Raw genomic sequence first — 13,131 nt, 5'->3', positions numbered from 1 at the left:
CCACCGACTTGCCCGACTTTCATGAAAGTCGGGCAAGTCGGGAGGCGGCGGCCGCTGCCCACACCGGAGACGGGCGAGTGACGTCAGTATGTGCGGGTCGGCGAGGCTCCGCACCCGCAAATACTGACGTCACGCGAGCGCCAGGGCGGACCGGCTCGACTGGCTACCCGGCCCGGGGTCCGCTACGGTCGAACGAGGCTGCGCCGGACTTCCACGGGAGTCCGGCCTCGTCATGGCGGAGCCCAGGAACCCGTTTCCGGCATCCCGATTCCCGCCGTCTCGCCAGCCCCGGTGCGTCAGCGATCCCCGGATCGCGCCGCGCGTTGCGCGCGCCACGCACCGCCCCGACCACCGACGAAAGGGACCGCGTGCTCGTAGCTGCGCAAACGTTCTTCCCGCCCTGCGGGGCCCGCCTCGGCACCACCGGGCGGCACCACGAACACGCCGCAGCGACCCGCATCCCTCCCGACTGACCGCTTCTCGTCCCTGCCTCCCGCGTCCCGCACCGACGCGGGACGCCCTGACGAAAGCGAGTCGACATGGACCAGCTCCAACAGCTGTCCGGACCCATCGTGGTCACCCTCATGCTGCTGTTCTTCGGCGGCAGCCTCTACATGTCCATCCGGATCAGCCGGAAGCGCGAGAACGCCGACGGCTACATGACCGGCGGCGGCAAGATCGGCTTCGGCATCTCGGCCGCCTCGATGACGGCGACCTGGATCTGGGCGTCGTCGATGTACGCCTCGGCGACCTCCGGCTTCACCTACGGCATCTCCGGGCCCATCCACTACGGGCTCTGGGGTGCGCTGATGATCCTGTTGATCTACCCCTTCGGGCGGCGGATCCGGCAGGTCGCGCCACGTGCGCACACCATCGCCGAGGTCATGTTCGCCCGGCACGGCCGCTCGAGCCAGCTCATGCTCGCCGGCTCCAATGTGCTCGGCAGCGTGATCAGCCTCACCTCGAACCTCATCGCGGGCGGCGCGCTCATCGACATGCTGTCGCCGTTCACCTTCACGCAGGGCATCATCGCGATCGCCGCGGGCGTGCTGCTGTACACGCTGTGGTCGGGCTTCCGCGCCTCGGTGCTGACGGACTTCGCGCAGGTCGTGGCGATGCTCGGCGCGGTGGTCATCATCATCCCGGTGGTGTTCTTCGCCGCGGGCGGGCCGTCGCTCTTCGAGACGGGCGCCCACAACCTGACGCCGCAGCAGCAGGACTTCTTCTCCTCCGACGCGTTCTTCAACCAGGGCGCACCGTACATCGCGGCCGTGCTGGCGTACGCGATCGGCAATCAGACGATCGCGCAGCGCCTCTTCGCCGTGCGTGAGGACCTGATCAAGAAGACCTTCGTCACCGCGACGGTCGGCTACGGGGCGACGATCATCGGCGTCGGCATGCTCGGCGTGCTCGCGCTGTACGCCGGCATCCAGCCGCTGAACGACGACGTGAACAACCTCATCCCCCAGCTCGCGGCGAACTACCTGCCGCCGGTGCTGCTGTGCGTGTTCTTCGTGATGATCATCGGCTCGCTGTCGTCGACGGCGGATGCCGACCTCACCGCCCTGGCCTCGATCATGATGGCCGACATCTACGGGCAGAACATCGCCGGCAAGAAGCGGGCGAACCCGCAGACGATGATCTGGGTCGGCCGCATCACGATGATCATCGCGACCGCCGCCGGGCTGTTCTTCGCGAGCTCGCAGTTCAACATCCTCGACCTGCTGGTGTTCGTGGGCGCGCTCTGGGGTGCGCTCGTGTTCCCGGTGATCTCGAGCTTCTACTGGAACCGGGTCACGAACCTCGCCTTCACCGCCGCGGTCATCGCCGGACTCGCGTGCTTCCTGCCGGTGCGCTTCGAGTGGATCGACCTCTCCGGCGGGCTCGGCATCGCGAGCGACGTGCTCGCGACGATCGGCATCGGCGTGGTGCTCGGGCTCATGGCGTTCGGCTTCTTCGGGCGCCCGGTGGCGCTCGTCATCGGCACCGTCTCGACTCTCGCCGCGGCGCCGTTCGCGATCGGCTTCCTGCACACCTACCCGGTGCTCTCGGGATCGCTCGTCGCCTACGCCGCGTCGACCATCGTCTGCGTCGCGCTCACCATAATGAACACCACCAGACGCTTCGACTTCGCGCTGATCAAGGAGCGCACGGGCGACTTCGACACCCGCGACGGCGGGCCGGATGCCTCGGCCGACGCCGGCGTCGCCGGTTCGTCCGGCCCTGCCGAGCTGGATGACCGGCTCGAACTCGCGAACGACGGAAAGGACCGCGCATGACCGCCCTGCTCACCCTGTACGTGCTGATCTGGCCCGTGATCGTGCTCGGCGTGCTCGCCGTCATCGTGCGCGCCTTCGTGAAGGAGTGGCGGCAGGCCAAGCGCGAGGGTCGCAGCATCATCTAGCCGCGGGCGGCGGCGGACGCGGCATCCGGCTCGCGTCCGCCCCGCTCGCCTGCCGTGCTGTCCACCCCTCGCCGCCGACGCGGGCGGGGCGTATCGTGGCGCGCATGTGCCGGAACATTCGCGTGCTCCACAATTTCGAACCGCCCACGACCGACGACGAGGTGCGCGAGGCCGCCCTGCAGTTCGTGCGCAAGGTGAGCGGTTCGACGCATCCCTCCCGGGCGAACGCCGAGGCGTTCGAGCAGGCGATCGAGGAGATCGCCGTCGCGACCAGGCGGCTGCTCGACGGGCTCACGACGAACGCGCCGCCGAAGAACCGCGAGACCGAGGCGCTCAAGGGCCGCGAACGTCACGAGAAGCGCATGGAGCGCGAGGTGCGCATCCGCACGACGGTCGGATGACCCGCGCCGCCGTCGGCCGTGCTGAGTAGCATGCGCAGTATGGCCATCAGACTCGAGAACGTCGCCATCGCCGTGCGCGACCTCGACCAGACGATCGCGTTCTTCACCGACCTCGGGCTGAGCGTGATCGGCCGTGACACCGTCAGCGGCGAATGGACCGACACCGCCGTCGGTCTCGACGGCAACCACGCGAAGATCGCCATGCTGCAGACGCCCGACGGTCACGGCCGCCTCGAGCTCTTCGAGTACCTGCACCCCGACGCGATCGAGACCGAGCCGACGTTGCCGAACGAGATCGGCATGCATCGCGTCGCGTTCTCCGTCGACGACCTCGACACCGCGCTCGAGATCGCGGCGAAGCACGGCTGCTTCCCGCTGCGCGGCGTCGGCACCTACCAGGACATCTACCGGCTCACCTATCTGCGCGGCCCGAGCGGCATCATCGTGATGCTCGCCGAGGAGCTGCACAAGTGACGGGCGCGGAGCCCACCGGTGCCGACGTTCCCGGCGGCGGCGCTGCCGCTCCCGCCGCTGGGGGCAAGGATGCCGCGCTGACGCCGCCCTCGCGGGCGCAGCGGCTCGTGCTGCTGATCGCCATCCTGGCGTCGTTCGTCTCGTTCCTCGACGGCACCGTCGTGAACGTCGCACTTCCCGCGATCCAGCGGGAGCTCGGCGGCGGGCTCATCACCCAGCAGTGGGTGGTCGACGCGTACCTGATCACCCTCGGCGCGCTCATCCTCGTCGCCGGCTCGCTCAGCGACGTGTTCGGCCGCATCGTGATCCTGCGGGTCGGGTTGATCGGCTTCGGCCTCACCTCGATCGCGATCGCCGCCGCCCCCGACCCGCTGTTCCTCGTGATCGCGCGCGGCCTGCAGGGCATCGCCGGGGCGCTGCTCGTGCCGAGTTCGCTCGCACTCATCACCTCGAACTTCCGGGGCCCGGCGCAGGCCCGCGCGATCGGCATCTGGACGGCATCGACGACCGCGGCGATGCTCGTCGGCCCGGTGATGGGCGGACTGTTCGTCGACTACCTGTCGTGGCGCTTCGTGTTCCTCATCAACGTCGTGCCGATCGCGGTGACGCTGTGGCTCCTCGTCGTGCTGCGTCAGCGCGACGTGCGTCAGCCCGGGGCCACGATCGACTGGGCCGGGGCCGTGCTCTGCACCGTCGGCCTCGGCGGCACCGTGTTCGCGCTCATCGAGCAGCAGAACCTCGGCTGGTCGAACCCTGCGATCTGGGGCACACTCACGCTCGGCATCCTCGCGCTCATCGGCTTCGTCGTGCGCCAGGCGACCGCGAAGCAGCCGATGCTGCCGCTGTCGCTCTTCAAGGTGCGCAACTTCTGGTCCGGCAACATCGCGACGATCTTCATCTACGGGGCGCTGTCGCTGAACGGTCTCGTCGTCGCGCTGTACCTGCAGCAGGGGGCCGGGCTGTCGGCGACGCTCGCCGGACTCGCGAGCCTGCCGACGACGCTCATCATGATGGCGCTGAGCTCCCCGATCGGCACGCTCAGCGGCAAGTGGGGCCCGCGGCTGTTCATGACCGTCGGCCCCGCGATCATGGCCGTCGGCTACCTGCTGCTGCTCACCGTGACGCCCGAGTTCAACTACTGGACGCAGGTGCTGCCCTCAGTCGTGCTCACCGGCTTCGGCCTCGTCATCACGGTCGCGCCGCTTACCTCGGCGATCCTCGGCTCGATCGAGCCCGCCCGCTCCGGCATCGCCTCGGCCGTGAACAACGCCGTCGCGAGGATCGCCGGCCTCATCGGCGTCGCCCTCCTCGGCGTCGTCGTCGGTGGCGTGCTCGACCTGGAAGGGTTCCACCGCATCGCGATCTTCACCGCGGCGCTCATGGCGGCCGGGGCGCTGGTGTCGTTGCTCGGGATTCGGAACTCGGCGGTGCTCGACTCGGAGGGGTGAGGCGCCACTCTCGTCTCGTTTATCGCTGCCGCCGCCCCGGGATCAGCATCGCGATGCCGAGCCCGAGCGCCACGACGAGCGCGATGAGCTGCGCCGCCGCCTCCACCGGCCCGAGGTGATCGAGGTGCCCGACGTGGTACGCGAAGTGCAGCACCCCGAACACCACCCACACGATGCCCAGCACCCGATACACCGGGAGTGAGGGGCGGACGAGCCCGTACACGCCCACTGCGCCGAGCGCGAGATACATCGCCCCGTGGTCGCGCACCAGGTGCTCATTGAACGGGCCATCGGTCGACACCCACTCCCCCAGCACGATCGGAAAGTGATCGAAGAACGCCTGCGGCAGGAAGTACGCCCAGATGCCGAGGACCGCCGAGAGGACGACGGTGCCGGCGAGGGCCGCGTACTGGTGGGTGGTATGAGCGGGGGACGTGGTGGCTGCGGGCGTCGACATGGGGCTCCTCGTCAGGAGGTGTTTGCGGGGTCACCTCTTCGACGACGGAGCCCGGCGAAGTGTCAGGCGACGGCACGCTTTGGTCTGCAACCGCCCGCGAACGAGCGGCCGGAGGACCAGCGACCACTGGCGTGCATAACTGCTGGCTATGTGTACGGTCGCGTCGTTCGCGCCGGTCTCGAGCCGGCCAGGCCCAGAAAGAGCCCCGCACAGCAAAAAAGCCCCGGAAAACCGGGGCTTCATTCACTTCAAAACTTGCTGGGGTACCTGGACTCGAACCAAGAACAACTGAACCAGAATCAGCCGTGTTGCCAATTACACCATACCCCAATGGCCCGAAACCGGAGTACCGGGCCGAGAGTCAACTGTAGCCTACGCCGCGGCCCCGGCCAAACTGAGCGGGGCTCAGCGGGCCGGGGCCGCGGGACAGGAAACGAGACCGCCTACGCCCCCGCGATCTCCCCCGCGAGGCGGTCGATCCGGGCGAGCGAATCGATCTTGCCGAGGATCTGCATCGACTCGAAGAGCGGCGGCGACACCCGGCGTCCGGAGACGGCGACGCGCACCGGGCCGAAGGCCACACGGGGCTTCAGGCCGAGCCCGTCGATGAGGGCGCCGCGCAGGGCCTCCTCGATCTCGAGGTGGGTCCACGACTCCGCGGGCAGCGCGCCGAGGGCGGCACGGGCCGCGTCGAGCACCTCGGCGGCGTTCGCGGGCAGGCCCGACACGGCGTCGGCGTCGTACGCGATCGCCGAGGCATCCGTGAACAGGAACGACACGAGCCCGGGCACCTCGCCGAGCACGGTGATGCGCTCCTGCACGAGCGGGGCGACCTCGACGAGCACGGCCTCCTGCGCGGGCGTGATCGGCGTCTCGACGACGCCGGCGGCCTGCAGGTAGGGCACGGTGCGGGCGGTGAAGTCCGCGAGCTCCAGCAGGCGGATGTGGTCGCCGTTGATGGCGTCGGCCTTCTTCTGGTCGAAGCGCGCGGGGTTCGGGTTCACGTCGGCGACGTCGAACTTCTCGACGAGCTCCTCACGGCTGAACACGTCGCGGTCGGCCGAGAAGCCCCAGCCGAGGAGCGCGAGGTAGTTCACGAGCCCCTCGGGGATGAATCCCCGGTCGCGGTGGTGGAACAGGTTCGACTCGGGGTCGCGCTTGGAGAGCTTCTTGTTGCCCTCCCCCATCACGTACGGCAGGTGCCCGAAGCGCGGGATGAAGCTCGCGACGCCCACGTCGATGAGCGCGCGGTACAGCGCGATCTGGCGCGGCGTCGAGCTCAGCAGGTCCTCGCCGCGCAGCACGTGCGTGATGCCCATGAGCGCGTCGTCGACCGGGTTCACGAGCGTGTACAGCGGCGCGCCGTTCGGGCGCACGACGACGAAGTCCGTGGTCGATCCGACCGGGAAGTCGATGCGGCCGCGCACGAGGTCGTCGAAGCCGAGGTCGGCCTCGGGCACGCGCAGGCGCAGCGCGGGCTCGCGGCCCTCGGCGCGGAACGCGGCCTTCTGCTCCTCGGTGAGCTCACGGTCGTAGTTGTCGTAGCCGAGCTGCTTGGGGCGACCGGCGGCCTCGTTGCGGGCGTCGATCTCCTCCGCCGTCGAGAACGACTCGTAGAGGTGCCCGGAGGCCTTCAGCTTCTCGATCACCTCGGCGTAGATGCCGCCGCGCTGCGACTGCCGGTACGGCTCGTGCGGACCGCCGACGCCGATGCCCTCGTCCCAGTTCAGGCCGAGCCATCCGAGCGCTTCGAGGATCTGCTGATAGCTCTCCTCGCTGTCGCGCGCGGCGTCGGTGTCCTCGATGCGGAAGACGAAGGTGCCGCCGGTGTGCCGTGCGTACGCCCAGTTGAACAGGGCGGTGCGCACGAGCCCGACGTGCGGGGTGCCGGTGGGTGAGGGGCAGAAGCGGACGCGGATGTCGCTTCCGCTCGCCGTGGTCGTGGGGTGGGCCGTGTCAGACATCACCGTCAATCGTAGTGGCGGCGCCCTCCCGCAGCACGGCGAGCGCCGCAAGCGCCGCGGCGATCGCGGGCACCCGCTCCGCACCGCGCGCGGTGACGAGGTGCAGGGAGCGCTCGTCGCCGTGATCGGTGGGCCGGGTGACGACGGCCGGATGCCTGGGCGCGGCCGCGAGCGCGAGCGCCGGCAGCAGCGCCACTCCGAGGCCCTGGGCGACCATGCCCTCGACGGCGACGAAGTTGTCGGTCTCGAAGGCGATGCGCGGCGAGAAGCCCGCCTCGGCGCAGAGTTCGAGCAGGTGCCCGCGGCAGCGCGGGCAGCCGGCGATCCACGGCTCGTCGCCGAGCTCGGCGAGCGACACGACATCGGAACCGGCGGCAGGATGGTCGCCGGGCAGCACGAGCCGCATCGGCTCGTGCGTGTACGAGCGCACCTCGAGTCCGCGGGCGCTCTCGCGGTGCGGGTCGTTGCGGTCGCCCGGGTAGCTGAAGGTGATCGCGAGGTCGGCACGGTCCTCGCGCACGGCGGCGACCGCCTCGGGCGGCTCCGCCTCGACGTAGGTGACCTCGACGCCGGGATGGCTCGCCGTGAGCGCCGCGATGAGCCGCGGCACGAGGCTCGGCGACGCCGAGGGGAACGCGACGAGCCGCACTCGTCCCGCCCGCAGCCCCCGCAGCGCGGCGAGCTCCCCCGCCGCCGCCTCGAGGCTCGTCGCGACGGCGTGCGCGTGCCGGGCCAGTGCGCGCCCGGCTTCGGTGAGGCGGATGCCTCGGCCCACCCGCTCCACGAGCGCGACCCCCGTGCGCTGCTCGAAGCGGCGCAGCTGCTGGCTCACCGCGGGCTGGCTGTAGCCGAGGGCCGCGGCGGCGGCCGTGAGCGTGCGGTGCTCCGCGATGGCGCGCACGACCCGCACGGTCTGCAGCTCGATCGCGTCGGCGAGGGCTTCGGTGGAGGCATCCGACATACCTGAATCATAAGCAGATGGCATGTGATTGATCGAATACCTGGCCTTGTCGAATGAATCGACCGCGGCGGAGACTCGAAGCATGCATCCGGTTCGATCAGCATTCCAGGCGGGGCGCGGCTACCTCGCTGCCTGCACCCTCGGCCTGCCGGCTGCCGCGACGCGCGACGCCGTGCGCGCCGATCTGGAGCGCTGGAGCGCCGGTCAGGCCACCGCCCCCGACTACTCGGCCGCCCTCGAACGGGCTCGCGGGCACGCCGCGACGCTCCTCGGCACCACCGCCGAGCGCATCGCCACCGGATCGCAGGTCTCCGTCTTCACCGGCATCGCCGCGGCCTCCGCCCCGGCCGGCGCCGAGGTGCTCTGCGTCGACGGCGACTTCTCTTCCGTCGTCGCGCCGTTCCTCGCCCGCGGCGACCTCCGCGTGCGGCACGTGCCGCTCGACGCCCTCGCCGACGCGATCAGCGAGCGCACCTGGCTCGTCTCCTGCTCGCTCGTGCAGTCCGCGACCGGCGAGGTGGCGCGGATGGCCGAGATCTCCGCCGCCGCCCGGGCGAACGGCGCGCTGCTGCTCGTCGACACGACGCAGGCGACCGGCTGGATGCCGACGACCGGCATCGACGCCGACCTCCTCGTCTGCCACGCCTACAAGTGGCTCGGTGCGCCGCGCGGTGCCGCGTTCGCCGCGTTCTCCGACCGGGCCATCGCCGAGTTCGCCACGCACACGACGGCGGGCTGGTACTCGGGCGGCGACCCCTGGGCGTCCTGCTACGGCCCCGAGCTGCACCTCGCCGAGGGGGCGCGCCGCTTCGAGGTCTCCCCCGCCTGGAACGCCTGGGCCGGAGCCGAGGCCGCCCTCGGCTTCGCCGCCTCGCTCGACCTCGCGGGGGTGCGCGACTTCGACCTCTCGCTCGCGAACGCGTTCCGCGCGGCGATCGGGCTCGAGGCATCCGACAGCGCGATCGTGAGCTGGCCCGACGAGACGGGCTGCGATCTCGCCGCGCTCACCGCCGCCGGGATCGTCGCCTCCGGCCGCGCCGGGCGCGCCCGCGTCGCGTTCCACCTGTGGAACGACGGGGAGGATGTCGAGCTCGCCGCCCGCGCCCTCCGCGGCGTGCCCGTCTCGGTGCGGTAGGTACCCCGCCCGGGTGACGGCTATTGCACGGCGGCGCGTACCGGGTTCTGCAGCGTGCCGATGCCCGACACCGTCACCTCGACGGAGTCGCCGTCGACGAGCGGGCCGACGCCGGCGGGCGTGCCCGTGAGGATCACGTCGCCGGGCAGCAGCGTGAACACGCTCGAGGCGTACGCCACGATCGCGGGCACCGAGTGCACGAGGTCGGCGAGCCGGCCCTGCTGACGCACCTCGTCACCCACGCGGGTCTCGATCGTGCCGGCCGCGAAGTCGACGTCGGTCTCGATGACCGGGCCGAGCGGGCAGAAGGTGTCGAAGCCCTTGGCGCGGGTCCACTGGCCGTCGCGGCGCTGCAGGTCGCGGGCGGTGACGTCGTTCGCGATCGTGTAGCCGAAGATGACGTCCTCGGCGTCCTCCTCGCGAACGTTGCGGGCGATGCGGCCGATGACGACGGCGAGCTCTCCCTCGTGCTCGACCTGCTCGCTCTGCGGCGGCAGCACGATCGCGTCGCCCGGGCCGATCACGGAGGTGTTCGGCTTCAGGAACAAGAGCGGTTCGGCCGGCGCCTCGCCGCCCATCTCGGCGGCGTGCTCGTGATAGTTCTTACCCACGGCGACGATCTTCGAGCGCGGGATCACCGGCGCGAGCAGCTTCACGGCGGAAAGCGGCACGCGCTCCCCCGTCGGGTCGAAGCCGGCGAACAGCGGGTCGGCCTTCAGCACGACGAGCTCGTGCTCGTCCTCGTCGACGATGCCGTAGGAGATGGTGTCGTCATGGCTGAACCGCGCGATCTTCATACGCCAAGCCTAGCCGCGTGCCGCCGAGGCATCCGGCCCGTCGGGGATGAGCCGCTTGCCGAGACTCACGGCGTCGTCGAGCCGGTAGCCGAGCCGCTCGTAGAACGCGATCACCGCGGTGTTCGAGGTGCGCACCTGCAGGTTGAGCTTCGGGCAGCCGCGCTCGAGCAGCAGCCGCTCGACCTCGGCCATGAGCGCCCGCCCGAGCCCGGTACCCCGCTCGGGGTCGGCGACCGCGAGGTAGTTCACCCAGCCGCGGTGCCCGTCGTAGCCCGCCATCGCGGAGCCGACCACCCCGGCCGGGCCGGTCGCCTCAGCCACGAGGAAGAGCTCCGGCTGCACCGTGAGTTTGCGCTCGATGTCGAGGTACGGGTCGTTCCAGGGCTTCACGAGCCCGGCCGCGCGCCAGAGCGCCACGACCGCTTCGGTGTCCGAGACGGCGAACGGCCGGATCCGAAGGGACCCGGCCGTCGCGCGCTCCGTGGGAGCCGTCGTCATGCGTCGAGCCGGACCATCCAGCCGTGGCGGTCCTCGACTCGGCCGTACTGGATGCCCGTGAGCTCGTCGCGCAGCGACAGCGCGAGCTCGGCTGCGGCGTCGCCCTCGTGCACGATCTCGAAGTCCTCGGCGAGCAGGCGCCCGATCGGCACGACCACCGCGGCGGTGCCGCAGGCGAAGGCGCCGACGATCTCGCCGGATGCCGCCCCCTCGCGCCACTCGTCGATCGAGACCTTGCGGTGCTCGACCGTGAGGCCGCGGTCGCGGGCGAGCTGCAGGATCGAGTCGCGCGTGATGCCCTCGAGGATCGAGTCCGACTCGGGCGTGATGAGGCGGCCGTCCTTCGTGACGAGCACGACATTCATGCCGCCGAGCTCCTCGAGGTTGCCGTCGTCGTCGAGGAACAGCACCTGCTGGCAGCCGCGCTCGGCGGCCTCGGCCTGCGGCAGCAGGCTCGACGCGTAGTTGCCGCCGGTCTTCGCCGCGCCCGTGCCGCCCTTGCCGGCGCGCGCGTACTCGGTCGAGAGCCAGATGTTCACGGGCTTCACTCCGCCCGGGAAGTACGCCGTCGCGGGGCTCGCGATGAGGTAGTACGCGACCTTCTTCGCCGAGCGGACGCCGAGGAACGCCTCCTTCGCGAACATGAACGGGCGCAGGTACAGGCTCGTCTCGTCGGCGCTCGGCACCCAGGCGCCGTCGACGGCGATGAGCTGGCGGATCGAGTCGAGGAAGATCGACTCGGGCAGCTCCGGCAGCGCCATGCGCTTGGCCGAGCGCTGCATCCGCGCGGCGTTCGCCTGCGGGCGGAACGTCCAGATCGAGCCGTCGGCGTGACGGTAGGCCTTCAGGCCCTCGAAGATCTCCTGCGCGTAGTGCAGCACCGCGGCGGCCGGGTCGAGCTGAATCGGACCGTACGGCGAGACGCGCGGGCGGTGCCAGCCGCCCTTCTCGCTCCAGCAGACGTCGACCATGTGGTCGGTGAAGTGCTGGCCGAAGCCCGGGTCGGCGAGGATCGCCTCGCGCTCGGCGTCGGACTTCGCGTCGGGGTTGCGCACGGTCTGCCAGATGAGACCGGCGGCGGTGGGGGCCTGAAGGGGAAGGTCGATGGTCATGGTCGTCTTCTTTCGGATGCTTCGGATGCTACGAGTGCGCGGGCTGCAGGGCCTGGATGCGTGCCGCGATCTGGTCGCCGATCTCGGAGGTCGATCGGGGCCGGTCGCCGCGCTCGGCGACGTCGGCGGCGATCGCCCGCTCCACCCGCTCGGCCGCTTCGGCCTCGCCGAGGTGGCGGAGGAGGAGCGCGACGGAGCCGATGGCGGCGGTCGGGTCGGCGATGCCCTTCCCGGCGATGTCCGGCGCGGAACCGTGCACCGGCTCGAACATGCTCGGGAACGTGCCGTCGGGGTTGATGTTGCCCGAGGCCGCGAGTCCGATGCCGCCGCTGATTGCGCCGGCCAGATCGGTGAGGATGTCGCCGAAGAGGTTGTCCGTGACGATGACGTCGAATCTACCAGGATCCGTGACGAGGAAGATCGTCGCGGCGTCGACGTGCAGATAGTCGACGGTCACCTCGGGGAACTCCTCGGCGACCCGGTCGACGGTGCGCTTCCACAGGGAGCCGGCGAACACGAGCACGTTCGTCTTGTGCACGAGGGTGAGCTTCTGCCGCGGCCGGCTCGCCGCGAGCCCGAACGCGTAGCGCACGACCCGCTCGACGCCGTACGCCGTGTTCACCGAGACCTCGTTGGCGACCTCGGCCGGCGTGCCGGTGCGGATGGCGCCGCCGTTGCCGACGTACGGGCCCTCGGTGCCCTCGCGGACGACGACGAAGTCGACCTCGCCGGGCTCGGCGAGCGGGCTCCGGACGCCCTCGTACAGCACCGAGGGGCGCAGGTTCACGTAGTGGTCGAGGTCGAAGCGGAGCTTCAGCAGCAGGCCCCGCTCGATGTTCGCGCCGACGAGGCGCGGGTCGCCGGGCACGCCGCCGACCGCGCCGAGCAGGATCGCGTCGTGGGACTTGATGGCCGCGAGGTCGTCGTCGGTGAGCACATCGCCCGTCTCGAGATAGCGGGCGGCACCGAGCTGGAACTCGGTGCGGTCGAACTCGATCCCACGGTCGGCCGTCGCCGCGTCGAGCGCCTTCAGCGCCTCCGCCACGACCTCGGGACCGATGCCGTCACCAGGGATGACCGCGAGTTTGACCGTCGTTACCATGAATTCTCCTTCGAGCGCCAGCCCCTCCAGCGTAGTGTCCCGCGTGCCGCGCTGCGCGCTACGCTCGGCCCCGAACGAGGCATCCGCCTCATCGAACTGGGGCACGATCTGCCCCGGGAAGTGAAAGGGGTCCGTCATGAGTATCGGATTCGGCATCCTGCTGTTCGTCATCGGGGCCATCCTCGCGTTCGCGCTGAACCTCACGGTCGACTGGATCGACCTGCAGCTCGTCGGCTACATCCTGATGGGCGCCGGCGTCGTCATCGTGATCATCGGCATCGTGCTGCTCGCCCGCCGCCGCCGTTCGATCGCGACCTCGCAGACGAGCATCGACCCGGCCACCGGCGACCGCGTCACGCGCACGGAGCGCAGCGCGCC

General features: G+C 70.6%; 14 protein-coding genes and 1 tRNA gene. 7 read left to right on the top strand and 8 right to left on the bottom strand.

Translation table 11 applies throughout. The features are described 5' to 3' along the window. The first annotated feature begins 539 nt into the window (after positions 1 to 539). The 5 genes from IEY71_RS08130 to IEY71_RS08115 all read left to right on the top strand — a co-directional run bounded on the left by IEY71_RS08130 (position 540) and on the right by IEY71_RS08115 (position 4,727). A complete protein-coding gene (locus tag IEY71_RS08130; RefSeq protein ID WP_189084721.1) occupies positions 540 to 2,279 on the top strand; it encodes a sodium:solute symporter family protein in 1,740 nt (579 codons plus the stop codon). Further along, entirely contained in the window at positions 2,276 to 2,404 is a 129-nt protein-coding gene (locus tag IEY71_RS18370) for a putative transporter small subunit (protein ID WP_229781582.1), read from the top strand. Before IEY71_RS08130 ends, IEY71_RS18370 begins: the two co-directional genes overlap by 4 nt. A 104-nt stretch (positions 2,405 to 2,508) precedes the next feature. Continuing rightward, positions 2,509 to 2,805 carry a DUF2277 domain-containing protein gene (locus IEY71_RS08125; RefSeq protein ID WP_189084720.1) on the top strand — a complete coding sequence of 99 codons (297 nt, stop codon included), beginning with the start codon at positions 2,509 to 2,511 and terminating at the stop codon, positions 2,803 to 2,805. Positions 2,806 to 2,844: 39 nt separating this feature from the next. Beyond that, a complete protein-coding gene (locus IEY71_RS08120) occupies positions 2,845 to 3,279 on the top strand; it encodes a VOC family protein (protein WP_189084719.1) in 435 nt (144 codons plus the stop codon). Between the two features lie 77 nt (positions 3,280 to 3,356). Further along, the gene (locus IEY71_RS08115) at positions 3,357 to 4,727 is read left to right on the top strand and encodes an MFS transporter (RefSeq protein ID WP_189085130.1); all 1,371 of its coding nucleotides are present in this window, start codon (positions 3,357 to 3,359) and stop codon (positions 4,725 to 4,727) included. 19 nt (positions 4,728 to 4,746) lie between these two features. Here the strand turns inward: IEY71_RS08115 and IEY71_RS08110 are convergent, their stop codons facing one another. From IEY71_RS08110 to IEY71_RS08095, 4 genes are all read right to left on the bottom strand, one after another. Beyond that, positions 4,747 to 5,184 (bottom strand): hypothetical protein, encoded by a 438-nt coding sequence (locus IEY71_RS08110; RefSeq protein ID WP_189084718.1) that lies wholly within the window; start codon positions 5,182 to 5,184, stop codon positions 4,747 to 4,749. A 258-nt stretch (positions 5,185 to 5,442) separates the two neighbouring features. Next, positions 5,443 to 5,514, bottom strand: a tRNA-Gln gene (locus IEY71_RS08105). Between the two features lie 113 nt (positions 5,515 to 5,627). Then, entirely contained in the window at positions 5,628 to 7,148 is a 1,521-nt protein-coding gene (gltX, locus tag IEY71_RS08100) for a glutamate--tRNA ligase (RefSeq protein ID WP_189084717.1), read from the bottom strand. Further along, positions 7,141 to 8,109: a LysR family transcriptional regulator gene (locus IEY71_RS08095; RefSeq protein WP_229781581.1), complete on the bottom strand. Its 969-nt coding sequence runs from the start codon at positions 8,107 to 8,109 to the stop codon at positions 7,141 to 7,143. The genes gltX and IEY71_RS08095 overlap by 8 nt, the downstream gene beginning before the upstream one ends. Positions 8,110 to 8,191: 82 nt before the next feature. On the opposite strand from IEY71_RS08095, the gene IEY71_RS08090 reads away from it, so the two are divergent. Next, entirely contained in the window at positions 8,192 to 9,244 is a 1,053-nt protein-coding gene (locus IEY71_RS08090) for an aminotransferase class V-fold PLP-dependent enzyme (RefSeq protein ID WP_189084715.1), read from the top strand. A 20-nt stretch (positions 9,245 to 9,264) separates the two neighbouring features. Here the strand turns inward: IEY71_RS08090 and IEY71_RS08085 are convergent, their stop codons facing one another. From IEY71_RS08085 to IEY71_RS08070, 4 genes are read right to left on the bottom strand one after another with little or no spacing between them, the layout of a single operon-like run. Next, positions 9,265 to 10,041: a fumarylacetoacetate hydrolase family protein gene (locus tag IEY71_RS08085; protein ID WP_189084714.1), complete on the bottom strand. Its 777-nt coding sequence runs from the start codon at positions 10,039 to 10,041 to the stop codon at positions 9,265 to 9,267. A 9-nt stretch (positions 10,042 to 10,050) separates the two neighbouring features. Then, on the bottom strand, positions 10,051 to 10,539 hold the full coding sequence (locus IEY71_RS08080) for a GNAT family acetyltransferase (protein WP_189084713.1): 489 nt from the start codon (positions 10,537 to 10,539) through the stop codon (positions 10,051 to 10,053). After that, the gene (locus IEY71_RS08075; protein WP_189084712.1) at positions 10,536 to 11,651 is read right to left on the bottom strand and encodes a branched-chain amino acid aminotransferase; all 1,116 of its coding nucleotides are present in this window, start codon (positions 11,649 to 11,651) and stop codon (positions 10,536 to 10,538) included. The genes IEY71_RS08080 and IEY71_RS08075 overlap by 4 nt, the downstream gene beginning before the upstream one ends. Positions 11,652 to 11,679: 28 nt before the next feature. After that, complete coding sequence (locus tag IEY71_RS08070; RefSeq protein WP_189085129.1) at positions 11,680 to 12,753, bottom strand: 3-isopropylmalate dehydrogenase; 1,074 nt, start codon at positions 12,751 to 12,753, stop codon at positions 11,680 to 11,682. A gap of 136 nt (positions 12,754 to 12,889) precedes the next feature. Here IEY71_RS08070 and IEY71_RS08065 point away from each other — a divergent pair. Further along, positions 12,890 to 13,131: DUF6458 family protein (locus IEY71_RS08065; protein WP_189084711.1), on the top strand; the 242-nt coding region annotated here is incomplete at its 3' end.

The organism is Agromyces mediolanus, from assembly GCF_014648575.1.
Lineage (GTDB): Bacteria > Actinomycetota > Actinomycetes > Actinomycetales > Microbacteriaceae > Agromyces > Agromyces mediolanus.
The sequence above is the reverse complement of the archived record's forward strand: the minus strand, read 5'-3'. Positions and strand labels throughout refer to the sequence as shown.

Bases quoted from the DNA above. Each gene is read 5' to 3' on its own strand.
- IEY71_RS08090 (WP_189084715.1), top strand. From the start codon at position 8,192: ATGCATCCGGTTCGATCAGCATTCCAGGCGGGGCGCGGCTACCTCGCT.
- IEY71_RS08130 (WP_189084721.1), top strand. From the start codon at position 540: ATGGACCAGCTCCAACAGCTGTCCGGACCCATCGTGGTCACCCTCATG.
- gltX (WP_189084717.1), bottom strand. From the start codon at position 7,148: ATGTCTGACACGGCCCACCCCACGACCACGGCGAGCGGAAGCGACATC.
- IEY71_RS08110 (WP_189084718.1), bottom strand. From the start codon at position 5,184: ATGTCGACGCCCGCAGCCACCACGTCCCCCGCTCATACCACCCACCAG.
- IEY71_RS18370 (WP_229781582.1), top strand. From the start codon at position 2,276: ATGACCGCCCTGCTCACCCTGTACGTGCTGATCTGGCCCGTGATCGTG.
- IEY71_RS08070 (WP_189085129.1), bottom strand. From the start codon at position 12,753: ATGGTAACGACGGTCAAACTCGCGGTCATCCCTGGTGACGGCATCGGT.
- IEY71_RS08120 (WP_189084719.1), top strand. From the start codon at position 2,845: ATGGCCATCAGACTCGAGAACGTCGCCATCGCCGTGCGCGACCTCGAC.
- IEY71_RS08085 (WP_189084714.1), bottom strand. From the start codon at position 10,041: ATGAAGATCGCGCGGTTCAGCCATGACGACACCATCTCCTACGGCATC.
- IEY71_RS08095 (WP_229781581.1), bottom strand. From the start codon at position 8,109: ATGTCGGATGCCTCCACCGAAGCCCTCGCCGACGCGATCGAGCTGCAG.
- IEY71_RS08075 (WP_189084712.1), bottom strand. From the start codon at position 11,651: ATGACCATCGACCTTCCCCTTCAGGCCCCCACCGCCGCCGGTCTCATC.
- IEY71_RS08125 (WP_189084720.1), top strand. From the start codon at position 2,509: ATGTGCCGGAACATTCGCGTGCTCCACAATTTCGAACCGCCCACGACC.
- IEY71_RS08080 (WP_189084713.1), bottom strand. From the start codon at position 10,539: ATGACGACGGCTCCCACGGAGCGCGCGACGGCCGGGTCCCTTCGGATC.